Annotated in this window: 14 protein-coding genes; 7 read left to right on the top strand and 7 right to left on the bottom strand. The window is 63.1% G+C overall.

Features of this window, described 5'->3' with window-relative positions; translation table 11 throughout:
- Nucleotides 1-3: 3 nt before the first annotated feature.
- From AC3B5Q_RS15780 to AC3B5Q_RS15765, 4 genes are all read left to right on the top strand, one after another.
- Nucleotides 4-1,395, top strand: coding sequence for an FAD-dependent oxidoreductase (locus AC3B5Q_RS15780; protein WP_021783149.1), 1,392 nt, complete (start codon nt 4-6; stop codon nt 1,393-1,395).
- Nucleotides 1,396-1,492: 97 nt separating this feature from the next.
- Nucleotides 1,493-2,206 (top strand): YebC/PmpR family DNA-binding transcriptional regulator, encoded by a 714-nt coding sequence (locus AC3B5Q_RS15775; RefSeq protein WP_004575404.1) that lies wholly within the window; start codon nt 1,493-1,495, stop codon nt 2,204-2,206.
- 137 nt (nt 2,207-2,343) lie between these two features.
- Nucleotides 2,344-3,288 (top strand): LysR family transcriptional regulator, encoded by a 945-nt coding sequence (locus tag AC3B5Q_RS15770; protein WP_021783147.1) that lies wholly within the window; start codon nt 2,344-2,346, stop codon nt 3,286-3,288.
- An 81-nt stretch (nt 3,289-3,369) separates the two neighbouring features.
- Nucleotides 3,370-4,782, top strand: coding sequence for a DOPA decarboxylase (locus AC3B5Q_RS15765; protein WP_021783146.1), 1,413 nt, complete (start codon nt 3,370-3,372; stop codon nt 4,780-4,782).
- 67 nt (nt 4,783-4,849) lie between these two features.
- On the opposite strand, the gene AC3B5Q_RS15760 is transcribed toward AC3B5Q_RS15765, so the two are convergent.
- The gene (locus AC3B5Q_RS15760; RefSeq protein WP_021783145.1) at nt 4,850-6,223 is read right to left on the bottom strand and encodes an MFS transporter; all 1,374 of its coding nucleotides are present in this window, start codon (nt 6,221-6,223) and stop codon (nt 4,850-4,852) included.
- A 289-nt stretch (nt 6,224-6,512) separates the two neighbouring features.
- Here AC3B5Q_RS15760 and quiC point away from each other — a divergent pair, with 289 nt between their 5' ends.
- Complete coding sequence (gene quiC / locus AC3B5Q_RS15755; protein WP_103444590.1) at nt 6,513-8,420, top strand: 3-dehydroshikimate dehydratase QuiC; 1,908 nt, start codon at nt 6,513-6,515, stop codon at nt 8,418-8,420.
- Between the two features lie 68 nt (nt 8,421-8,488).
- On the opposite strand, the gene AC3B5Q_RS15750 is transcribed toward quiC, so the two are convergent.
- From AC3B5Q_RS15750 to AC3B5Q_RS15740, 3 genes are read right to left on the bottom strand one after another with little or no spacing between them, the layout of a single operon-like run.
- The gene (locus AC3B5Q_RS15750) at nt 8,489-9,157 is read right to left on the bottom strand and encodes a class I SAM-dependent methyltransferase (RefSeq protein ID WP_488392668.1); all 669 of its coding nucleotides are present in this window, start codon (nt 9,155-9,157) and stop codon (nt 8,489-8,491) included.
- A gap of 11 nt (nt 9,158-9,168) precedes the next feature.
- Complete coding sequence (chrA, locus tag AC3B5Q_RS15745; protein WP_488392667.1) at nt 9,169-10,521, bottom strand: chromate efflux transporter; 1,353 nt, start codon at nt 10,519-10,521, stop codon at nt 9,169-9,171.
- A 17-nt stretch (nt 10,522-10,538) separates the two neighbouring features.
- Entirely contained in the window at nt 10,539-11,402 is an 864-nt protein-coding gene (locus AC3B5Q_RS15740; protein ID WP_103444588.1) for a sensor domain-containing diguanylate cyclase, read from the bottom strand.
- 250 nt (nt 11,403-11,652) lie between these two features.
- Here AC3B5Q_RS15740 and AC3B5Q_RS15735 point away from each other — a divergent pair, with 250 nt between their 5' ends.
- Nucleotides 11,653-12,129 carry an isochorismatase family protein gene (locus AC3B5Q_RS15735; RefSeq protein ID WP_021783140.1) on the top strand — a complete coding sequence of 159 codons (477 nt, stop codon included), beginning with the start codon at nt 11,653-11,655 and terminating at the stop codon, nt 12,127-12,129.
- Nucleotides 12,130-12,164: 35 nt separating this feature from the next.
- Here AC3B5Q_RS15735 and AC3B5Q_RS15730 read toward each other — a convergent pair whose 3' ends face one another.
- Both AC3B5Q_RS15730 and AC3B5Q_RS15725 read right to left on the bottom strand, forming a co-directional pair.
- Complete coding sequence (locus tag AC3B5Q_RS15730; RefSeq protein ID WP_488392666.1) at nt 12,165-14,936, bottom strand: amino acid adenylation domain-containing protein; 2,772 nt, start codon at nt 14,934-14,936, stop codon at nt 12,165-12,167.
- 216 nt (nt 14,937-15,152) lie between these two features.
- A complete protein-coding gene (locus tag AC3B5Q_RS15725; RefSeq protein ID WP_021783138.1) occupies nt 15,153-15,851 on the bottom strand; it encodes a pirin family protein in 699 nt (232 codons plus the stop codon).
- A gap of 185 nt (nt 15,852-16,036) precedes the next feature.
- On the opposite strand from AC3B5Q_RS15725, the gene AC3B5Q_RS15720 reads away from it, so the two are divergent.
- On the top strand, nt 16,037-18,541 hold the full coding sequence (locus AC3B5Q_RS15720) for a UvrD-helicase domain-containing protein (RefSeq protein WP_488392665.1): 2,505 nt from the start codon (nt 16,037-16,039) through the stop codon (nt 18,539-18,541).
- Nucleotides 18,542-18,548: 7 nt separating this feature from the next.
- Here AC3B5Q_RS15720 and AC3B5Q_RS15715 read toward each other — a convergent pair whose 3' ends face one another.
- Nucleotides 18,549-23,438: an NEL-type E3 ubiquitin ligase domain-containing protein gene (locus AC3B5Q_RS15715; RefSeq protein ID WP_488392664.1), complete on the bottom strand. Its 4,890-nt coding sequence runs from the start codon at nt 23,436-23,438 to the stop codon at nt 18,549-18,551.
- Nucleotides 23,439-23,484 lie beyond the last annotated feature (46 nt).

Genomic DNA, 23,484 nt, shown 5'->3' with positions numbered 1-23,484 from the left:
CGAATGAGACCCTTCTGGCTGCAACAGGCCCTGGATTCGGCGCAGGAGGCGGTATGCCCGCCGCTGCAAGGCGATACCCGTTGCGATGTGTGCATTGTGGGCGGTGGCTACACCGGTCTGTGGACAGCGCTGATGCTCAAGGAGGCGGTACCGGCCCTGGATGTGGTGCTGATCGAGGCCGACATCTGCGGTGCTGGTGCCAGCGGCCGCAATGGGGGCTGTGCGTTGTCCTGGTCGGCCAAGTACTTCACCCTCGAACGCCTGTTCGGGGAGGAGGAGGCGGTACGGCTGGTGCGCGAGTCGGAGCGCAGCATCACAGACATCGGTGTGTTCTGCGCGGCCAATGGCATCGACTGCGACTTCCGCTTGGACGGCACGCTGTACACGGCCACCAATGCAGCCCAGGTGGGTGCCACCGACGCGGTGATCGCCGCGCTGGAGCGCAAGGGCATCAACTCGTTCCGCCGCTTGCCGCTGGAGCAGGTGCAGCGCCTGGCCGGTTCGGCACGGCACCTGGAAGGCTGGTTCTCGCCGGCCGCCGCCACCGTGCAGCCGGGCAAACTGGTGCGCGGCCTGCGCCGGGTGGCCTTGCAGCGCGGCGTGCGCCTCTACGAAGGCACCGCCATGACCGGCCTGGAGCACGGTGCCCCGGTGCAGGTCCGCACGGCCCACGGCACGCTGCGCGCCGACCGTGTAGTGCTGGGCCTCAATGCCTGGATGGCGCGCGTCTTCCCGCAGTTCGAGCGCAGTGTGGCGATCGTTTCCAGCGACATGGTCATTACCGAACCGTGCCCCGAGCTGCTGCGCCAGATCGGCCTGGACAGCGGGATCAGCGTGCTCGACTCGCGTATTTTCGTGCACTACTACCACAACACCTCCGATGGCCGGCTGATGCTCGGCAAGGGCGGCAACACGTTTGCCTATGGCGGGCGCATGTTGCCGGTGTTCGACCAGCCGTCGCCGTATCGGCGGTTGCTGGGCGAAAGCCTTGGCGGCTTTTTCCCGGCCTTGGCCGAGGTGCCACTGGCGGCCAGCTGGAACGGGCCGTCGGATCGCTCGGTGACCGGCTTGCCATTCTTTGGCCGGTTGGACGGGCAGGGCAACGTGTTCTACGGCTTCGGTTACTCCGGCAGCGGCGTTGGCCCGTGCCACATGGGCGGGCAGATTCTTTCGTCGCTGGCGCTGGGGCTGGACAACCCGTGGACCCGGTCGCCGCTGGTCAAGGGGCCTCTGGGGCTGTTCCCGCCCGAGCCGATCCGCTACCTGGGTTCGCTGATGGTGCGCAATGCCATCCGCCGCAAGGAGCAGGCCGAAGATCGTGGTGTGCGCCCGCGAAGGCTGGACGTGCGGTTGGCGCGGTTTGCCGCGGCGGCGGGCAAGGCCGATAAAGGCTGATGAGATTTCTTGTCGATCCCATGCTCGAGGGCGTATAAAATGCACCCACTTTTGGCCGGTCGCTTCCTGAACCGGCCGCTGAAACAAGAGAGTCGACATGGGCGCACAGTGGAAAGCCAAACATAGAGAAACAGCGGCCAATGCCAAAGGCAAGATCATGGGCAAGCTGTCCAAGGAAATCCAGATCGCGGCCAAGTCGGGTGCCGATCCCGACATGAACCCGCGCCTGCGCCTGGCCATCGTGCAAGCCAAGAAGGCTTCGATGACCCGCGAGACCCTGGATCGGGCAATCCGCAAGGGCGCAGGCCTGGACGGTGATGCCGTGCAATACCATGCGGTGAGCTATGAAGGTTTCGCTCCGCACCAGGTACCGCTGATCGTCGAGTGCCTGACCGACAACATCAACCGCACCGTCGCGCAGATCCGCGTGCTGTTCCGCAAGGGCCAGCTGGGTGCCAGCGGTTCGGTAGCGTGGGACTTCAACCATGTAGGCCTGATCGAGGCCACGCCTGCGAGCGCTGACGCTGATCCGGAAATGGCCGCGATCGAAGCCGGTGCCCAGGACTTCGAGGAAGGTGAAGAAGAGGGCTCGACCCTGTTCATCACCGACACCACCGACCTGGACGCGGTGCAGAAGGCCCTGCCAGAGCATGGTTTCACCGTGACCGCGGCGAAAATCGGCTACACCCCTAAAAACCCGGTAAGCGCGGCGAGCCTGAGTGCAGAAGCACTGGCTGAGGTTGAAGCGTTCCTCGAAGCGATCGACGAGCACGATGACGTGCAGAACGTCTATGTTGGCCTGACCGAGTAATCGTCCGGGCCGCGTTGCGGCCTGTTCGCGGGCAAGCCCGTTCCCGCAGGTTTTTCACGATGCTTTACGATGTGAGAACCCTGTGAGAGCGGGCTTGCCCGCGAGAGGGCCCTTGAATTCCACCGCAGGGAGCCTGCATGAACCCCACCTTCGCCTCCCTCAGCCTCGCTCACCTGCGTACCCTCGACCACCTGTTGCAGCTTAAAAACCTCAGCCACGCGGCCGAGCGCCTAGGCGTCAGCCAATCGGCCCTTAGCCGCCAGTTGGCCCACCTGCGCGAAGCCTTCGATGATCCATTGCTGGTGCGCCAAGGGCGTGGTTACGTGCTTAGCGAGCACGCCGAAGCCCTGGTCGAGCCTTTGCGCCAAGTGCTCGAAGAACTGCAGGCGCTGCGCCAACCTGCCGTATTCGACCCGGCCCGCTGCGAGCGGCGCTTCTGCCTGGCTGCCTCGGACTATGTGGCCGAGCACATGCTGCCGTTGCTGGTCGCTGCGCTGGAGCACGAAGCGCCCGGCGTTTCGCTGGAGTATCGCACCTGGCAAGCCGGCCAGTATGCCTTGCTGGCCAGTGGCGAAATCGACCTGGCGACCACATTGTTCGACGAGTCGCCGCCCAACCTGCACGGGCGCCTGCTGGGGGAGGACCGCGCAGTGTGCCTGATGCGCCGCGATCACCCGCTGACTGCACATGGCGCGCTCAGCCAGGCCGACTACCTGGCGCACAAGCACGTACGTATCTCCGGCGGCGGGGACAAGGACAGCTTCATCGACCGCCATCTGCGCGCGCAGGGCCTGCAGCGGCGGGTCAGCCTGGAAGTGCCGTTTTTCTCCGCCACGGTCAACGTGATTGCCAGCAGCCAGGCCGTGGCCACGGTCCCCGAGCACATCGCCCGGCAGTTGAGCCGTTTGCATGATCTGGCCTGGCGGCCACTGGGCTTTATCGACCACAGCCAGCGGTACTGGGTTGTGTGGCACCAGCGCCTGCAGGCCTCGGCCGAGCACCGCTGGTTGCGTAACCGGGTATTCGAGTTGTGGCGCCAGTCGCAGTTTGGTGTGCAGGGCGGGCATGCGGGTTCGCCATAGCAGCTATGCGGGAAGCGGGGTTATTCGGCTGGGGATAGGTGCCTAGACTGGGGGCGATACGTAACCCACAGGAGAGCGAGTGTGACCCCCGAACAATTCCGCCAGTACGGCCACCAGCTGATCGATCTGATCGCCGACTACCGCCAGACCGTGGGCGAACGCCCGGTCATGGCCCAGGTCGAACCTGGCTATCTCAAGGCCGCCTTGCCCGCAACTGCCCCTCAACAAGGCGAACCTTTCGCGGCCATTCTCGACGACGTCAACAACCTGGTCATGCCTGGCCTGTCCCATTGGCAGCACCCGGACTTCTACGGCTACTTCCCCTCCAACGGCACCCTGTCCTCGGTGCTGGGTGACTTCCTCAGTACCGGTCTGGGCGTGCTGGGCCTGTCGTGGCAATCCAGCCCGGCCCTCAGCGAACTGGAAGAAACCACCCTCGACTGGCTGCGCCAGCTGCTCGGCCTGTCTGGCCAATGGAGTGGCGTGATCCAGGACACCGCCTCGACCAGCACCCTGGTGGCGCTGATCAGCGCCCGTGAACGTGCCACCGACTACGCCTTGGTACGCGGCGGCCTGCAGGCCGAAGCCAAGCCTTTGATCGTATATGTCAGCGCTCATGCCCACAGCTCGGTGGACAAGGCTGCACTGCTGGCAGGTTTTGGGCGCGACAATATCCGCCTGATCCCCACCGACGAACGCTACGCCCTGCGCCCAGAGGCACTCCAGGCGGCGATCGAACAGGACCTGGCCGCCGGCAACCAGCCCTGCGCCGTGGTTGCCACCACCGGCACTACGACGACCACTGCCCTCGACCCGCTGCGCCCGGTGGGCGAAATTGCCCGGGCCAATGGGCTGTGGTTGCACGTTGACTCGGCCATGGCCGGTTCGGCGATGATCCTGCCCGAGTGCCGCTGGATGTGGGACGGCATCGAGCTGGCCGATTCGGTGGTGGTCAACGCGCACAAATGGCTGGGTGTGGCCTTCGATTGCTCGATCTATTACGTGCGCGATCCGCAGCACCTGATCCGGGTGATGAGCACCAATCCCAGCTACCTGCAGTCGGCGGTGGATGGCGAGGTGAAGAACCTGCGCGACTGGGGCATTCCGCTGGGTCGTCGGTTCCGCGCCTTGAAGCTGTGGTTCATGTTGCGCAGCGAGGGTGTCGACGCATTGCAGGCACGGCTGCGGCGTGACCTGGACAACGCCCAGTGGCTGGCGGGGCAGGTCGAGGCGGCGGCGGAGTGGGAAGTGTTGGCGCCAGTACAGCTGCAAACCTTGTGCATTCGCCATCGACCGGCGGGGCTTGAAGGGGAGGCGCTGGATGCGCATACCAAGGGCTGGGCCGAGCGGCTGAATGCATCCGGCGATGCTTATGTGACGCCGGCTACACTGGACGGGCGGTGGATGGTGCGGGTGTCGATTGGTGCGCTGCCGACCGAGCGGGGGGATGTGCAGCGGCTGTGGGCACGTCTGCAGGACGTGATCAAAGGCTGAAGCCTGTACGGTACGTGTGTGAGCGGGCTTGACCGCGAAGGGGCTGCAAAGCAGCCCCTGCAATCTATCAGTGACTCACTGCCTGAAAGCTATCTTTACGGCTGGCTTCATAGGCTGCCTTTTCCATCGGCTTGGCCTCTGGGTTGCCCAGGTCTTCCATCGCCAGGCGGTGGGTTTCGGGGGCAATGTAGGCCGCCAGGGCGCACACGCCGGTGATGAAGAAGGCCAGCCCACCGACTACCAGCGGAATGTTGTCCGAGCCAGGTGGGGCAACCATTGCGAACAGCGCGGGCAGCATGGCGGTCAGCATGGTGCCGATGTTCTGCGCAATGGCCATGGCGGTAACGCGGTAGCGGGTGTGGAACAGCTCTGGGTAGAAGCTTGGGAACACCGCGTTGTAACCCTGGTAAACCATGCCCCACATGACGATCGAGGCGGCGAACGCCATTGGCACGTTCTGGATGCTGATCGCATACAGGTAGACGAAGGCCAGCAGGCCTGAGCCCAGGCAGCCAGCGATCATGGTCGGGCGGCGGCCGATCTTGTCCGACAGGTTGCCCACGAACGGGATCACCAGTACCGCGACGATGTTACCGACCACCGGAATCCACAGGTACACGCTCTTGTCGAAGCCGATGCCATACGCCGGCTGTACCGCGTAGGCCGCACCGAAGATGGTGGCCACGACCGGGATCACGTTCATCAGGGCCATGAACATCACCAGCACCATGTGCTTCCAGCTGTGGCGGAAGGCTTCGCTGATGGGCGATTTGACAACCTTGTCCTGTTTCTCTTCTTGAACGAACGCCGGGGTTTCGTGCACTTCCTTACGGATGATGAAGCCGGCAATCAGCACGATGGCGCTCATCAGGAACGGAATGCGCCAGCCCCATTCGGTAAAGGCTTCGCTGGGCATGAAGTAAGCCAGTGGCAGGAATACCGCCGCCGCCAGTACCTGGCCCGCTTGCACACCTTGCAGGGTGAAACTGGCGTAGTAGCCCCTTCGGCCAAACGGCGCGTGCTCCATGATCATGGAGCTGGCACCCGAAATTTCCCCGGCCACGGCAAAGCCCTGGATCAGGCGCAGCACAACCAGCAAGGCCGGTGCGAGGTAGCCGATGTCGTGGTAGGTGGGTAGCAGGCCGACAGCCATGGTCGACAGGCCCATCAGGAACATGCACAGCAGCAGTACGTTCTTGCGACCGCGGGTGTCACCCCAGTGGCCCAGTACGAAGGCGCCGACCGGACGTGCCAGGTAGCCCACGCCATAGGTGGCCAACGAGGCAATGATGGCCATTTTCGGGTCGGTGTTGGGGAAGAAAATCTGCGGGAAAATCAGCGCAGCGGCCTGGGCGTAGATGAAGAAGTCGTAGTACTCGAGTGCCGAGCCTATCCATCCACTGGCGGTCGCTTTCTTTGCTTGCGAGCTGGAGTGAGCCATCGTTGTCTCCGTTGTTATTGTTGTTTGCGCAGGTTCCGCCAGAGGTTATGCCAAGGCAGGAGGCAACGGTCGGTGTGCCTGCGTCTGTGGTCCATGTTGACCACGGGCCCGCGGTCTAGCAATTCGCTAAAACGGGTTTTGTGCGATAATCGAACGCAAAACTAACCATTCCGTACAAAGATATTGAAGCGTGGACTTTACCTGCGAATAATCGATCGTGCCATAAACTGTGACAGGGGTTATTTGCCCGAATGGCACCGTATTCCTCCAACAACAAGGAACTCCCGCCATGCAGCGTTCGATCGCTACCGTGTCCTTGAGCGGCACTCTGCCGGAAAAGCTCGAAGCCATCGCCGCCGCCGGTTTTGACGGCGTCGAGATCTTCGAAAACGATCTGCTCTATTACGCTGGCAGCCCGCGCCAGGTGCGCCAGATGTGCGCCGACCTGGGCATTGCCATTACCTTGTTCCAGCCGTTCCGCGACTTTGAAGGCTGCCGCCGCGACCGCCTGCAGAGAAACCTCGACCGCGCCGAACGCAAGTTCGACCTGATGCAGGAGCTGGGTACTGACCTGGTGCTGGTGTGCAGCAACGTCCAGGCCGATGCCCTGGGTGACGAGCAACTGTTGGTCGACGACCTGCGCCTGCTGGGCGAACATGCCGGCAAGCGCGGCCTGCGCATTGGTTACGAAGCGCTGGCCTGGGGCCGCCACGTCAACACATACCAGCAAGTGTGGAACCTGGTGCGCCAGGCCGACCACCCGGCACTCGGGGTGATCCTCGACAGCTTCCACACCTTGTCGCTCAAAGGTGACCCAAGCGCGATCCGCGACATCCCCGGCGACAAGATCTTCTTCGTGCAAATGGCCGATGCGCCGATCCTGGCCATGGATGTGCTGGAGTGGAGCCGCCACTTTCGCTGCTTCCCGGGGCAGGGCGAAATGGACATGGCGGGTTTCCTGGCGCCGATCCTCGCCACGGGCTACCGTGGCCCGCTGTCGCTGGAAATCTTCAATGACGGCTTCCGCGCCGCACCAACCCGGCAGAATGCCGCCGACGGCTTGCGTTCGCTGCTGTACCTCGAAGAGCAGACTCGCTTGCGCCTGGAGCAGGAAAACACGCCGATCGAACCTGGCGTACTGTTCACCCCTCCGCCGGCCAGCGTTTACGACGGCGTGGAGTTCCTGGAGTTCGCGGTCGACGAAGCCGTCGGCGCGCGCCTGGGCAACTGGTTGAAGCGCCTGGGCTTTGCCGAAGCCGGCAAGCACCGCAGCAAAGAAGTGCAACTGCTGCGTCAGGGTGATATCAACATTGTGCTGAACGCTGAACCGTATTCCTTCGGCCACAACTTCTTCGAGGCCCATGGCCCGTCGCTGTGCGCCACTGCGCTGCGGGTCAAGGACCAGCAAGCGGCCCTGAAGCGTGCCACTGCGTTCCGTGGCCAGCCGTTCCGCGGCCTGGTCGGCCCCAACGAATGTGAAGTGCCGGCCGTGCGTGCGCCCGATGGCAGCCTGCTGTACCTGGTAGAGCAGGGCACTGCCGGCCACTCCCTGTACGACACCGACTTCAGCCTGGACAAGAACGCAGCCGCGACCGGCGGCCTGCGCCGCATCGACCACATGGCCCTGGCCCTGCCGGCCGAGTCGCTGGACAGCTGGGTGCTGTTCTACAAGAGTCTGTTCGACTTCGCCGCCGACGACGAAGTGGTGCTCCCCGACCCGTACGGCTTGGTCAAGAGCCGCGCGCTGCGCAGCCAGTGCGGCACCTTGCGCCTGCCGCTGAATATCTCGGAAAACCGCAACACCGCCATCGCCCATGCGCTTTCAAGCTACCGTGGTTCGGGCGTGCATCACATCGCCTTCGATTGTGACGACATCTTCCGCGAAGTGGCGCGGGCCAAGCTGGCAGGGGTGCCACTGCTGGAAATCCCGCTGAACTACTACGACGACCTGGCGGCGCGTTTCGATTTCGACGACGAGTTCCTCAGCGAACTGGCGTACTACAACGTGCTGTACGACCGCGACGCTCAAGGTGGCGAGCTGTTCCACGTCTATACCGAGCCGTTCGAGGAGCGTTTCTTCTTCGAGATCATCCAGCGCAAGGCAGGGTACGCCGGTTACGGCGCTGCCAACGTTGCGGTGCGCCTGGCAGCCATGGCCAAGGCCCGTAGCGGGGCGGCGCGCAAGCCGGTGCTGTAGTCGCCTGCACTGGCCTGTCTTGTGGGAGTGGGGTGAACCCTGCTTCCACAGGATTATTACGGCCCGATTCAGTGACGCTCAGCCACCATCAACAATGACTGCGGCACCGCACTCTGCGGATGCTGCGGTTCCTGCAGACTGACCAGTCGCAACCCCGCCATGTCCAGCGCAATCAGCCAGCTGGCCAAGGTGCGGAAATACCAAGGCATCGGTTGCCAATCCCCGACGAACCCGGCAAAAGACTCCTCTCGCCAGCCATCCTGATAATCCCCGTCGGCCACGCTCCACGGGTGCAGGGTCTGGATCACCAGCGCACCGCCTGGCACCAGCAAAGCACGCATTGCCGACAACAGTTCAATGATGTCCTGGTGCAACAGTGCGAAGTTGGCGCAGATCAGGTCATAGTTCTTGCCAACATGCACCTTCGCCTCAGCCAACTGCGCATAGCTGGCCAGGTGCACCTCACCCGCGCCCGCAGCTCGCGCTGCATCTACCAGCGTTCTGTCGCCGTCGACGCCCACGGCCTCGATACCCCGGTCGGCCAGCGCGCGCAGCAGCCAGCCCTCACCGCAACCCAGGTCGAGCACCCGTTCGGGCTGGCGGCCAAGGATGGCCAGCAGGATGGCCTGGTCAGTGACCTGGCGACGGCTCTCGATGGCGCCGTTGCGTACGGCGTCGATCCAGGCTTGGGCGTTATGGTGCCAACTGTCGAGCAAGGCGTCTCCAGGGTTGTGCATGATCGGCTCCATCAGCGGAAAAGGTGAAGGGCGAGCCCGGCAACGGCGCAGCCGATCAACACGTGTATCACCCCGCGCTTGTAACGGAACAGTGCCACAGCCGCCGCGAGCGCTATCGCAGCCGAGGACCAGTGGAACGCGCCATCGAACCCGGCCGGCCACAGCACGTGGTAGCCGAAGAACAGCGCAAGGTTGAGGATTACCCCCACTACAGCCGCAGTTATCGCGGTCAACGGGGCGGTGAATTTCAGTTCGTTGTGGGTCGACTCCACCAGCGGCCCTCCGGCGAGGATGAACAGGAACGAGGGCAGGAAGGTGAACCAGGTCACCAGGCCCGCCGCCACAGCGCCCGCGAGGAACGCCTGGTTGGCGCCGAACATCGGCTGCAGGTAGCCACCGACGAAACCGACGAAGGCCACCACCATGATCAGCGGCCCGGGCGTGGTCTCGCCCAGCGCCAGGCCATCGATCATCTGCGTGGGCGACAGCCAGCCATAGTGGCTGACAGCCCCTTGATAGACATAGGGCAGCACTGCATAGGCACCTCCGAAGGTCAGCAGCGCCGCCTTGGTGAAGAACCAGCCCATTTGCGTCAGTGTGCCTTGCCAGCCAAAGGCCGCCGTCAGCAGGCCCATGGGCAGAAGCCAAAGCGCCGCCACTGCCAGCAGCAAGGTCACCAGACGGCCCCAGCTGAAGCGGGCGTGCGCGGGTATCGGGGTCTCGTCGTCGATCAGCGCCGGGCGCTGGCGGGCCCTGGCTGCGCTGTGGCCACCACCTGGCGCGAACTGTGCCGGCAGCACCCGGCCACCGACATACCCCAGCAGTGCGGCCGCCAGCACGATCAGCGGAAAGGGGACGTCGAGCGCGAAAATGGCCACGAACGAGGCCGCGGCAATGGCCCATAACCAGCCATTCTTTAGCGCCCGCGTGCCAATGCGGTGGGCGGCATGTACGACGATGGCGGTCACGGCCGGCTTGATCCCTTCGAAAATCCCGGCTACCACCGGTACTTCGCTCCAGGTCAGGTACACCCACGACAGGCCGATCAGAATGAACAGGGACGGGAGCACGAACAGAGCGCCGGCAATCACCCCGCCCCAGGTACGGTGCATCAGCCAGCCGATGTAGGTGGCCAGTTGCTGGGCCTCCGGCCCGGGCAGCAACATGCAGTAGTTGAGGGCATGCAGAAAACGCCGCTCACTGATCCAGCGGCGCCGCTCCACCAGCTCCTGGTGCATGATCGCAATCTGCCCGGCCGGGCCACCGAAACTGACGAAACCCAGCTTCAGCCAGAACAGCAATGCCTGGCCCAGGCCGACAGAGGCGGGTGTTTGCCCGGCAGTTGCTTGCAGGTGTTCAGCCATGCGGTGTGCCCTTGCCTTCAGCCCGTCGCAGCGCGTTGGCGCTTGATTCGGTACATGTGCCCGTCAGCATGGCGCAGTAGCATGTCGGCATCGTTGCCGTCTTCGGGAAAGCAGGCCACGCCAATACTGCAGGAAGGTGCCTCGATGCCGGAAAATTCGGCGTCGAGCGGTTTGGCCATGACCGCGAGAATGTGCTGTACGTGCGTGGCAATGGCCTCCGGCGACGGGCAATCGGGTAACAGCACGGTGAATTCGTCACCGCCCATCCGCGCTACCGTGCCAGCCGCCCCCACGCAGCTTTCCAGGCGTCGGGCCAGTGTGCACAGTACCCGGTCACCCACGCTGTGGCCGTGGTTGTCGTTGATCTGCTTGAAGTCATTGATATCGAGGAACAGCAAGGCCAGCCTGCGGTTGTGACGCCGGGCCGCGGCCAGGGCGGTGTCCAGCCGCTCATTGAACATGGCGCGGTTGGCCAGCCGGGTCAGTGGGTCATGATGGGCGAGGAAGCGCAGTTCGTCTTCGGCCTCGCGCAGGGCGGTAACGTCCCGTGCCACGCCGATACGCGCCTGGGCCTCGTCGGACCAGCAGGCCGCCCACAGTATGTGCACCACGCTGCCATCCTTGCGAAGGTAACGGTTGCTAAAGTCGTAGTGCGGCTGGCCGTTCATCACCCGCATGATCGAGGCGCGCGTAGCCGGGAGGTCGTCAGGGTGCATGTAGCGGGTGATCGGTGTGCCGATCAGTTCGCAGGCTTCATAGCCCAGCAGCGTCTTGCAGGCATCACTGACGAACACGATCTGGTTGTCCCTGTCGACCACGAATACCGTGTCCAGCATCAGGTGGATCAGCCTGGGGTACAACGCTTGCAGGTCTACGGGCATGGTTCAGGGGGTCCGCGGCAGGGTGACCGATCATAGCCTGAAGGAATACGTCGCAGCTACGGCAGCCTGCAGGGCCAGGGCGCCGATTGTCGTCACAGTCCAGTGCTTGCAGAAGCTGCCTTGTGCTGCTCGCCAAGGTATTTGCCCAACTTGCGCCGGCATTGTCGGTGGGGGGAGCAACGATGGGTGATCAAGGCCCGGTGCCACGCGTTATACTCCGCGCCATTTTGCATGATGGCCGGAGTACGCTATGCGCCAGGTTTTGCTCATCGTCGATGTTCAGTCCACCTTCAGCCCGCCCGAGTGGCTGGTCGATGGTTTGCGCCGGTTGTCAGCGAACATTCCCACCATAGCCTCGGTCGAGTTGCACGATGAACAGATCACGCCGTTCGAGCGCCAACTTGGCTGGCACCCGGCGGCCGAGGACGAGAGCCTGGTCGAGGCCGACCAGGTGTTCGTCAAGCATGGCTATGGGCAAAGTGCCGAAGCTATCGACTACATCCGGCAACTGGGTGTAGAGCGGGTGCTGGTGTGCGGGTTGCAGACCGAAACCTGCGTGCTGGCCGCAGGCTTTGCCCTGTTCGACGCAGGGCTGATGCCCACGCTGGTGACAGACATGACAATAGGGTCATCGCTGGACCGCTCGGGCAAGTTGGGTACCGACCTGTGGAAGCACCACTTCCGGCAGGTCACCACCTCGGCCGAGGTGCTGGCCGAACTGGCCTGACAAGAGTAGCGCATGGGGTGGCGGCTCATCTTCGCTCAGGCAGAGGTGACGCGTTCAGCTGGATCGGCTCCCGGCGCCTGGTGCTGCTTGCGCCTGCGGGTAAACAGCAGACGCAACAGGGTGTTCCAGCAATAGCTCACCAGTACACCACCAGCGAGTGCCAGGGCCACCTCGAACAGCGGGTGCCTGAAAACATGCTCCGCTACCGATTCGAATTGGAAATGCGTCAAGTAAATATACAAGGTTGACGAAGCGATCACCGTACCTGCCCGTGCAACCAGGGCGGGCACTGGCACCGAGCGGAACCAGACAAGCGCCAGTATCGCTGGCAGGGCGATGTCGACATAGTGTGTCAAGGCTTGCCAGCCAACATGGGCAACCGCCATCAGGTCCAGCTCACCCACCACCAGCACGGCCACCACACTGGCCACCCATTTGCGTGAGGCCGTATCGGCATGGTGCACGGCCATGCCCAGCACCATCACCGCCAGGAAGTGCTGAGGCACCCGGTTGAGCAGGGCACTGGCATCGAATACGAACTGGTTGAGGAACACATCCAGCGCCACCAGTGCACAGGCAGCGATGATCAGCCAGCGAAACGGGTCGGCAAGCAGCACCTGGCGCACGCGCCTGATCGACAGCACCAGGCCAATGATCACGATCATCTGCACCAACACTTCGATGTACCAATAGTTGAACAGGCTGACCTCGCTGGCGGGGAACCAGTTGGAAACCAGCAGCAGCGATTGCCAGTGCAGGCGGTCGAATACCAGCTGGATCAATGCGGTGTACAGCAGTGTTGGCACCACGATGGCTGCCAGTGACGTGAGCAGCGTGCGTGCATCACCGCGCGCTTCGATGGCCTTGAGCTGAAAGCGCGCCAGGGCGATGCCAGAGACCAGGAACAGCACCGAGGTTTCGCCGACGATCATCCAGTGGTCGAACTCGCCCAGGTGGCCAACCACAATCAGGATGATGGCGAGCATGCGTATGAACACCGGCATTTCCATTACCCGCCACGTGCCCTTGGGCGGCGTACTCAGCTCGGCCAGCTGGCACACCGGCAGGGTTTCCCAACGTTCAGGCAGGTGGCCGATGAGCGCCTCGAGCACGCGCGAGGCCTGCACAAACGACAGCGAGTCGCCGCCCAGCTCGACAAAGCTCAACCTGGCGTCCAGGCGCGGCACCTGGAGGATGCGTGCCCAGGCTGTACTCAGCTTTTCGGCCAGGGGTGACAAGGGTAGGTTGATACTGTCGTCAAATGCAGCAGGCAGCGCGCGTTTGTCGACCTTGCCGTTGGGGGTGAGCGGCAGGGTATCAAGGAACACGAACAGCGCCGGTACCATGTAGTCAGGCAGCTGGCCGGCGAGCGCCTGGCGCAGTTCGTCAGCTCGGGTGGGCTGCTGTGCGACGCAATAGGCAACCAGCCGGGTCGATGCACTGTCGTGGTTGGCCAGGACCACGCATTGCCCTATGTGCGGGTGTCGGCAGATGGCGTTCTCGATTTCCGCCAGCTCGATGCGATGCCCACGGATCTTCACCTGGCTGTCAGCGCGCCCCAGAAAACTGGCGCTGCCATCGGCCAGGTAGGTGCCTAGATCGCCCGTGCGATAACAGCGGTCGGCCGCGTCAGCGGTGAACGGGTTGGCGATGAATTTGGCTTCGGTCAGCCCTGGGTCGCCCCAGTAACCCCGTGACAGATAGGGGCTGCGGATCAGGATTTCGCCTGTCTCGCCCTCGCTGACCAGCTGGTTGTCTGGGTTTATCACCAGCAATTGTGCATCGGCAATGCCTTTGCCCAGGGGCACCCGGGCATTATCCATTTCCGGGTCGAGGGTGTGGAAAGCCATGGCCTGTGGGGTTTCGGTGGTGCCGTAGAAGTTCACATTGATGGCATTCGGTGCGATGGCGCGGACCTGCTGGTACTGCGTCGGGCTGAGTGCATCGCCACCCCAGAACAGGTAGCGCAGGTGGTCGAGAACCTGGCCGTTCAGGTGTGCGCCAGTTTCGATCAGCTTGCCCAGCGGCGGGGTGAGATGGATCACGCTCACACCGTGCTGGTGAAGCCAGCTGGCCAGCCGTGAGGGATCGGTCAGGGTCGACTGCGCCGGGCACGCAATGGTCGCGCCAAGCGACAGTGGCGTGAACACGTCCCGGTATACCGGGTCGTGGCCCAGGCCAGAAAGCAGCGAGAAGGTGTCGGCCTGGGTAAAGCCGTGCTGGCGCACATGCCAGTCGATGAAGTGCACCAGCGGTGCGTGGTGGGTAACGATGCCCTTGGGTTCACCGGTGCTGCCCGAGGTGAAGGTGATGTAGGCCGCCTGCTCAGGGCTGACAGCAGGCAGCGCGACAGGTTGGCGAGGGAAGGCCAGCAGCGCTTCAGCGGGGGCTTCAGGCACCGTGACGACCATGGGTTGGCCGACGTCGACGGTTGCCTCGGCACAGCGCAGGACCACCGCAGGCTTCAGGGTGCTGACGATTTGCTCGATACGCGCGGCAGGGTAAGCGGCGTCAGCCACAGTGAAGGCCAGGCCGGCACGCAGGCAGCCGAGCATGGCGTACACCAGGGCGGCGCTGCGGTGGGTGACGATGACTACACGATCGGTACCGCTGGCGGCGTTTTTAACCAGAAACGCGGCAATGCCCGCGCTGATCTGCTCCAGTTGGGAATAGCTGCAGATTGTGTGCTGGCCAATGATGGCAATGGCCGCCGGGCAGCGGTCGGCCTGCTTGATGAAGGCGTGGTGAATGGGTTGTTCGGCACGGTACTCCAGGCACAGCGTTGGATTCGGGCGCAGGTCCGGCATGATGATCGAGTGCTCCGCAGGAACGTTGGGCTGGCTGGTAGCACAACGCTAGTGCAGGCTGGCTGATGGCGCCAATGTTTGATGGCTACCTTGCGATAGCCGGGGCGGTCCAGGGCCGCAAGCCAGCCCCCACAAAACCCTGCTAACCCCACGGGTTAGCGGTTGTTCCATGGGAGCCGCCTTGCGCTGCGACATGGATTGTCACAGGCCTGGTTTTCAGGCTACATCCACAAGTACGATCTCGCTATCCTCGATGGCGGTTACCCGCAGCACCGCTTCCTGCTCGATCGCCACGCCATCGCGCGCCTTGGCCCGCAGCCCGTTGACTTCCACCAGCCCCTTGGCCGGCACCAGGTAACCCCGGCGTGCGGCATCGAAGCGGTACTCGGCGGTTTCACCTGCCTGCAGGGTGGCAGCCACCAGGCGGGCATCGGTACGGATCTGCAGGCTGTCCTCGTCACCGGTGCGGCCGCTGGCCAGGGTCACGAAGCCTTCGCCGCGCTCGCCTTTGGGAAACGGCCGGCTACCCCACTGCGGTGCTTCACCGGTGCGCTCCGGCACAATCCAGATCTGGAAAATACGTGTGTCGATGTCCTCCAGGTTGTACTCGCTGTGCACGATGCCGGTACCGGCGCTCATTACCTGAACATCACCGGCTTCGGTGCGGCCCTTGTTGCCCAGGCTGTCCTGGTGGCTGATCGCGCCTTCACGCACATAAGTGATGATTTCCATGTCGCGGTGCGGGTGCGGCGGGAAGCCGCTGCCGGCCGCGATCAGGTCGTCGTTCCAAACCCGCAGGTTACCCCAGTGCATGCGTGCCGGGTCGTAGTACTCGGCAAACGAGAAATGGTGGTGGGCGTCGAGCCAGCCATGGTTAGCGTGGCCGAGGCTTTCGAAGGGTCGCAGTTGCAGCATGGTCGTGCTCCTTGAATCAGTGGAATGGCGCCATGATGCGCTAAAGAAACATCGAAAATAAGCGTAAATATCGGCTTAAAATAATCTATTTGGTAGATGTTTTTCCTGCTGCGCTTTATTCGCTTCATCGCCTAATCCACTGATCTGCAAGCATTCGCTGGCGATTTTTCGTCGATGCGGCGAACATGCCTGCTGTTTTGATTTTCAACGGAGTGACCGTGGCCCACGAGCAACCCCTGGCCCCCGCCGACCTTACCCCTCCTGCCCAGTTGCCCTGGTTTCGCCGGCTGGCCGCCCGTCTGCTGGGCCGTGGCCTGACCCGCCTGCAAGCCCAGCACCGCGACTCGTGGTTCCTCGGCCACGCCACAGGCCAGCGCACTGGCCATGCCGATGGCGTGCGTGAAGGGTTCGAGCGTGGTCGGGTGGAGGGCTATGAGGCTGGGCGTCAGGTGCTGGTGATCCGCGATACGCGCCCCGACAGCGCCGCCGTGCCAGGCCAGGATGACAACTTGTTCGACGACTGGCGCCTGCCGTTGACGGCCGAGTTGAAAAAGCGCTTCAAGGCCGATGTCGCCCAGCGCCTGCCTGCCGAAGCCCAGCCCAGCCCCGCGCAATGGAAGCTGATCTTCAGTGACACCCCGTCTACCTGCGTGGTGGCCGGCGCCGGGGCAGGCAAGTCCACTTCGCTGGTGCTGCGCATCCTGCTGCTGCGTCATTACCTGGGTTACGAGCTGGATGCGATGACCGTGGTCACCTTCACCCGCGAATCGCGCAAAGACTTCATCAAGCGGCTGTTGCAGGTGTTCGCCCTGTGGCAGATCAACCTGCAGCCCGTGCAGGCCCGCGAGCTGGTGCGCACGTTCCATTCGCGCATCCTGCCGCTGGTGCGCAGCCTGCCGGGCTTCGGCCAGGTGCGTGCATTTGAAACACTGGGCCACGAGATGCCTGCCGGGCGTGAGGCCGAGGCCGACAGCAACCCGTTCGACCTGCGCCTGAACGATGCCCAGCGCCAGCAACTGAACCAGTGCTACAGCAGCTTGCTGGGCGAGAGCCCGCGTTTTGCCGAACTGGTCAGCCAGTTGCGCAGCGAAGCCTTGCAACTGAAGCCGCTGGACCCGAACAACCCCGATGTGCAGAAGCGCGCACAGGTGACCCAATTGGCGGCCCAGCGCGACGAAGAACTGTGCGACGTGATCGAGGACCTGTGGTTCGCCGCTGGCGTCTGGCCGATCAAGGGCATCGAGCCCTGCCGCGAAACGGTCGACATCCGTGGCAGCCGCTTTTATGTGCATGGCCGCCTGGAAGGCCAGGGGCCTTTGGTGGTGCTGGGTTTCGATCCCGCACAAAGTGCGCAGTACCAGCGCCCCGGCGCCAAGCTGACGGTGCGTGCCGAGTGGGCGGTCAAGCGCACGCTGCTGCAGGCGTTCTGCGACAGGCCGCTGATCTGGCTCGACAACTACGCCATGGCCAGGCGCCTGGCGGCATCGTTGGCGGGCGATGCTGTGGCCGGCCCTGGCTTTGAGTACAAGGTCAAGGGTGAACTGGCCCCGGCGCCGCTGCTGGATGCGTTCGTCAGTGCGGCCAATTTCATCGAAAACCTTGGGTTGGAGGTGAACAAAGCGGTGGCGGCGATGAGCTTCCCGTCTGGCGATAGCGATGCACTGTTCTTCGAGGCCCTGGCACTTTACTGGAAAGCCCTGGAAGCGCACCTGCTGGACCAGTCGCCACCGGTGATGAGCTACAACCGCATGTTCGCCCTGTTTGGCGAGAACAACCCGGAAAACCTGCACCTGCTGCCCGATCCGTTGCTGCGGCCGCTGGCGCACCTGATGTTCGACGAGTTCCAGGACGTGTCGCCGCAGATCGTCAGTTGGTTGCGTGCCAGCCTCGCTGAAATACGGCGCCGCGGCCCGGCCATGCACACCGGGCGCCATGCCCAGCATTCGTCGTTGCTGTGCGTGGGGGATGACTGGCAATCGATCTACGGCTGGCGTGGCAGTTCGCCCAAGTATTTCATGGAGTTCACCAAGGCATTCCCGTCACCGGCCAACACGCGGGTGATGCTGGTCGACAACTACCGATGCCAGCAGCAGGTGATCGACGCGGCCGAACACCTGGTCAAGGGCACCCCGGCGATTGCCGGCAAGAAAGCGCGCGCCAGTGGCCCGGCGGCCGAGTTGCCCAGCTCGCCGGTCAAGGTGTTCGACCGTGACGAGGCTGCATTGGGCGAAACGCTTGTCGAGCACTACCAGCGGGGAGAGACGGTCATGATGCTCTACCGCAAGGGCAGCGACAGGGCCTTGATGAACGAGCATCTGCAAAGCGTGTTGCACGCCGACGCGGCGCTGCCGGCCGATCAGCGCCGGCTGCGTCAGCTGACCTATCACAGTGCCAAGGGTTTGCAGGCCGATGCGGTGTTCATGCTGGGTGACTGCCAGTACCTGACCAGCTCACCCTACAAGAACCAGGTATACCGCCAGGCCGGGCTGGGCAAGGCAGGTGATACCCAACCGTTCGATTCGGCACAGAAGGACGAAGTGCAGCGCTTGGCCTACGTGGCGGTGACCCGCGCAGTGCGGCACTGCTATTGGCATGTGGAGGCCGCCAGCGGTGACGCCGCAGCGGCTCCAAGGGCGTCCAGCCAGGTGGATGGCAAGCAGGCCTTCTTCGAAGACCTGCGCGGGCAGTGAGTGGTGTTTAGCGGCCGATTGTTTGCGTCTGGCGGGTGAGACTGGTCAGCAGACCCGTTTCAACCTGCTGCTGCTCGGCAGTCAGCGCGTCCACGCCCTGGCGATACTGCTGCTCGTTGATCACGACGCGACGCAGAACGCCTTGAGCATCCACAGGGCTTTCAGGCATGACCGTGGCCAAGGCTCGGAGCACAGAGCTGTCCAGGGACGTGACCGGGTCGGCGGTTTCATCCAGGCAGTAATAGAGATAATCAAGGCCCGGCCGCCAAAAGTCGGTGATCAGGCTGAACTGTGCCGCATGCTCTCGTTTCAAGTACTCGACCCAGCCCGGCTGCTGGTTCAACCATTGCTCCCGGGCGGTGGCATCCCTGTCCAGGGAAAGGACCGCAGCTTGCACCCTTTCGATGACTGTATCGTTGATTCTGGCCGTATGGCGGTACAGCATGCCTCGGCTCGGCTCAGGATAGTCCAGCGCGCTGGCCAAGGACTGGCGCAAGGCCAGGCGTACCTCGATATCGTCCACCAGCCCCGTCTGAAGTTCGCTGTCTGGAAAGGCTGAGGGATCGTCGAGCTCATCGTATGCGGGGAGGTTTTCATCGAAGACCCCATCGAGCAGTGCCTGTTTGCGCAAGGACCTTCTCCAGCTGATGCGGTCGGCCAGTTGATTGACCTGACTGCGTCGATACAACTTGCCATACAGGCTCAGTAGATCAGCCGGTCGACTACCGGCGGCGGCTGCTGCTTCGTGGGCCAGCACTTCTATCTCCAGGGCACTGAACGCATCGGCACCTGCGTCACCACAGGTTGGCGGGAAGTCGCCGGCCACGGTGGCGAGGCGTTCACGCAGGGCCGTGTCGTGGGCCGCGTCATCCAACAGCTTCCAGACGCGTGCCCTCAGGGCCTCGCCATCACGCTGCGCTTCGGCCGATTGGGCAAGGCGTTCGAGTACCCCCAGCAGCGCTGCGTTTTCACCTTGGTCGAACAGGTCGCTCCACAGTTGCTCCTCGGCACTGCTCGCCTCGCCACGGAAGATGCCTTGCCACACTGGCACGTCTTCTGCGTGCTCGAATACGTTGACGCCGCTGCTGCCCAGGCGTGCACGTGTCTGGGCTTCCAGGGTGTTGTAGTTGAACAGCCAGCGGCGCTCCGGCAAGTGCGCGGCGACATCGCGGGCAAAAGGGGTACGCAGCACGCCAGGCAAGTCTGGCAGGGTACGAATGCGGTTGGACGAAAGGTTCAGATAGCGCAGTTGGTACTGGGGCTGGCTCATCAGGACTGTCAGGCTGTCGGGCCATTGCTGCAGTTCGCAACGCTCAAGTTCCAGGTGGACAAGACGCGCCATGAAGCGCAGGTCGGGCGCCAGTCGCAGTGGGTTGCCTGACAGGTGCAGTACAGTGGGGTGGATCATGTCCTGAAACTGGGCGGCAAGGCTTTCGTCGAGGGTGATTTGATTGTGGCCCAGGCCGAGGGCGTCCAGGGGCAAGCGCGTCAGGAAGCCTAAACTGTTGGTGTCGAGTTGCAGCCGGTTGCGGCTGAGCCACAGTAGCCGCAGGCCGGGCATTGCCCCGATGGCCTGTTGGGCGGTGGGTGAAAGGGTGGTCAAGCCATTGTCAGTCAGGCCCAGCTCGCGCAGCCGCGGTGCTGACCTGAGCGCCTCGAACAATGTTTCGGCATCGATGTCCGGGTTGCCGACGATTTCCAGGGTTTCCAGGTTAGGGAAGTTTGCCAGGAAGCTGCCCTCCAGGTGCCGCATCTGCAGCCCCTCGAGCCTGAGATTGCGGATATGCGGCATGCGTGCAGTGAAAGCGGGTAGCGCTTCGAGTTGCATACGGTCCAGTACCAGTGTTTCGGCTTGCACGCCGCCTTCACGGCGCGAAGCACTCATCAGTCGCTCGGTGCATTGCTGGCGATCAAAGCGCTCTTCAAGGGTGCGGGCGGTGCTTACCCAGCGGTTGAGATCCCGGTTGAGGGTGCGCTGCTCGACTTCCAGCTGGTTGATCGCGCTACCCAGGTCGCCTCCTCGAGCCAGTTCGGCTTGCAGCCCACTGATTTGCTCGCTGCTGAGTTCAGGGTAGAGCGTCCGGAGTCGACGTGCAGCAGGCAAGATTCGTCCTTGCAAGCCACGACCGCTCAGGGGATAGCCCAGCTGGCCGTTGGCCAACCGCAAAGGGGAGCGGAACCTGGGGTTGATGGGTTGTTGGCCGATCAGTGAGGCGCAGTGCTGGCGATCGTCAAGGGCAAGTTGCAGCAACCGGGCCGGGTCAGCCTGCGGGTGCGTGGCTTGCAGCGCCTGTTTGATGCGTAGGCTGTCGTCGTTGGCCAGGCTGGGCCTGAACAGGCCGAGGAGGGCGCGGTCAAGCCGCGCTCGAGCTTGCAGAAGGCGTGCTTCCTCGGCAATGCGCAGCGGCACCCGTCCGTTGGTCAGGCGTTCCCGTTCAGCGTTGCTGATGTTGGCAAGCAATTCTTCAAGCGCGCTGTCCGGTAGCCCGGGAAACTGCCGGGCGAGGGTTTGTGCGATTGGCGGGCGTGTGGGACGGCGTCTTTGGTGCAGGCTCTCGAACAGCGCCTTGCGATGCTGTTCCAGGTGTTGCGCGAGCTTGTTGTTCAGTGCGGACGCTCGGTGCTCGGTTGGTGTGTCACCGAGCAACTGCTCAATGGCGTCTTCATCCATCTGATCCAGCACGGTCTGGCTCAACTGGCCATTGTCCAGATCGGTTCGGGTAACCTCGATTTCTACTTGGCCCAGCGTGTCAGGAGGGCCGTAGCGCACCGATTCGCCCCAGGGCTCTGGCCCTTGGTAAACCTTCAGCACCTTCCCTTCGGGCCACCCCGGCAGGCGCAGCAACTCGGGCAAGGCAAAGTTCTTGTACGCAGCTAGCGGCAACCCATGGCGTACACAGTTGATGATTTGTTGTGTCTGATTGTCCAGTTGCAACCGCTGCAGCGTGTCGAGCAACAAGGCGGGTGGACGCAGGCCCGCTGCCTGGGCGCGTCGCAGTACGTCTGGATCGGTACCGGTACTGCGCATGGCATGGTCCAGTTCGCTGTCGTCCAGGCCTGCGCCATGGCTGCCGAGGCGGCGCGCGAGCTGTTCGCGGTCCCATTCCAGAGGCTGTTCATGGGCCAGTTGCCAGCGGGCATCACCATGATGCAGCAAACGTGGGGCATAGGCCTGCGCATCCTCTGGGTGGCGCACGCGCCACTGCTGATCAGCGTCCTGAAACACCTCGTACAGGGTCCCATCCAGCTTCAGGTAGGTCTTCCCGTCGACGTGCACATGGCCGAGCAAATCGGGTTGAGCCCCCTCAGGAATAGCCACCGTGCTCGCATAGGGTTTCATGTCGGGGTGCCAAAGCACTTCCTTGTCTTCATGCCACACACTCTTCAAAGCATCTACAAAGCCAGAGGCCTGGACAACCCTGGCGCCCGCTGCAAAGCCGGCAATCACCCCCGCGTTGATGGCCAACGATTCCAGCTGTGCCAGTGCCTGACGGGTATCTCCTTCTTCCCAGGCCTCGAACCCGGTGAAAACCGAGCTCATCAGGTCGTAAGCAAAAACGCCTAGCATGACCGTGTTCAGCCCCGGCACGAAGAACGCGGCGACATTAAGCACGTTCATACCCAGGTCGAACCAGTACTTCAGACGCTCGTGGCGGGCGTTGGCGTCGACTTCGGCGGTAGGGACTGCAATGGTTTTTGCGTCGGCCTTCATGCGCGCAAGGTGTGCGTTGTACAAGGTCGCCCAAGGGTCGATTCTGATTAGCGAGAGCGTGAAAGGGATCACTGGCATGATTCGGGGTTTGCGTATGCCCGCTTCATTCTCTTCGAACAGCGCGATTTCCAGCTTTCCGGCGAGTTCTTTTTGCCTGTCCTTGTAGGCGAAATGCACCAAGGCTCGACGAAACTCGCTTTGCAATAGCCGACTGCGCAGGTGCTTGCCCGCTTCCTGACGAGAAGCGAACTCCCTTATCGGGTGCTCGCTGTCGCCAGGGATATACACGATGCAGGGGTTCTGGCGGTAAGGGTTGTCTGGCCCAATGAACAGTACTTCGTGGACGGGGACATCGAAGAGGTTGAAGTTCCAGCAATGCAACGCCTCGTTGTCATAGGTGGGGTCAGGGCTGCCGTCGCACAGTTGCGCAAGCGCATCGAGCCCGGCCTTGCTCAGCAGACCTTTGAGCTTGGCGATCAATGCCTGGACCCTCAACGTCTCACGGTTCGCTGCAATCGACAGGCGCTGGATCTCAGCGCGATTGGCGCCTTCATGGGTTGCAAGCAGATGATCTTGATAGCGTTTGCCAAGGTCCAGTGCCCGACAATGCCTGACGAAGTCCGCCATCGTCAGGCCTGCCAGGGGGGTGTCGCTGCCTGCGGCGTTGGTGAGCCTGCTGTAGGGGCCGACTTCGTCCAGCCCCTCGAAGTTGTGCAGGGCAGCCTCCAGCAAGCTGCGTGTTTGCGGCTGGCCTGCCGGGCGAGTAGCCAGCACATCCGCATCCACGTCCGGGACCAAAGGGGTTTCCACATCGGGAACGCCGACCCAGATGTTGGCCTCTGACTCAAAGGGCTGGAACACATACTGCGCCCTGTCCACGGGCACATTCACCCCCAACCGCTCGGTCAGCAGAGGGCCGCAGAACGCAATGATGTCCTTGAACTCGCCCAGCGCCTGCTTGACTTGCGCCAGCCGTTTGTTACGGGTTTGCAACGCGTTGTGCAACTGCTCGCGCGTTGGCTCATCGGCAGTGGCATACCACGCGTAAGGGCTGCCATCTTCATCGAGATACTCCTTGTACAGGCTCTGCACCACTTTGCGTGTATGCGTGGGTTGGAGCGCCTTGCTCCATTTCGGTAACGATCGGGTTATCTGGCTTTGATGCAACGGTGTCGGGGTTGTCATGGTAACCATCTCTTTTGTGGAGTGAGATAGTCCACGCTGATCAAGG

Source organism: Pseudomonas sp. D5(2026) (assembly GCF_057766845.1).
Note: the sequence above shows the minus strand (reverse complement) of the source record. Positions and strands in the feature narration are given on the sequence as shown.

Coding starts and splice junctions, on each gene's coding strand:
- AC3B5Q_RS15740 (WP_103444588.1), bottom strand. CDS start 11,402: ATGCCCGTAGACCTGCAAGCGTTGTACCCCAGGCTGATCCACCTGATG.
- quiC (WP_103444590.1), top strand. CDS start 6,513: ATGCAGCGTTCGATCGCTACCGTGTCCTTGAGCGGCACTCTGCCGGAA.
- AC3B5Q_RS15720 (WP_488392665.1), top strand. CDS start 16,037: ATGCCTGCTGTTTTGATTTTCAACGGAGTGACCGTGGCCCACGAGCAA.
- chrA (WP_488392667.1), bottom strand. CDS start 10,521: ATGGCTGAACACCTGCAAGCAACTGCCGGGCAAACACCCGCCTCTGTC.
- AC3B5Q_RS15730 (WP_488392666.1), bottom strand. CDS start 14,936: ATGCCGGACCTGCGCCCGAATCCAACGCTGTGCCTGGAGTACCGTGCC.
- AC3B5Q_RS15780 (WP_021783149.1), top strand. CDS start 4: ATGAGACCCTTCTGGCTGCAACAGGCCCTGGATTCGGCGCAGGAGGCG.
- AC3B5Q_RS15725 (WP_021783138.1), bottom strand. CDS start 15,851: ATGCTGCAACTGCGACCCTTCGAAAGCCTCGGCCACGCTAACCATGGC.
- AC3B5Q_RS15750 (WP_488392668.1), bottom strand. CDS start 9,157: ATGCACAACCCTGGAGACGCCTTGCTCGACAGTTGGCACCATAACGCC.
- AC3B5Q_RS15760 (WP_021783145.1), bottom strand. CDS start 6,223: ATGGCTCACTCCAGCTCGCAAGCAAAGAAAGCGACCGCCAGTGGATGG.
- AC3B5Q_RS15715 (WP_488392664.1), bottom strand. CDS start 23,438: ATGACAACCCCGACACCGTTGCATCAAAGCCAGATAACCCGATCGTTA.
- AC3B5Q_RS15735 (WP_021783140.1), top strand. CDS start 11,653: ATGCGCCAGGTTTTGCTCATCGTCGATGTTCAGTCCACCTTCAGCCCG.
- AC3B5Q_RS15770 (WP_021783147.1), top strand. CDS start 2,344: ATGAACCCCACCTTCGCCTCCCTCAGCCTCGCTCACCTGCGTACCCTC.
- AC3B5Q_RS15775 (WP_004575404.1), top strand. CDS start 1,493: ATGGGCGCACAGTGGAAAGCCAAACATAGAGAAACAGCGGCCAATGCC.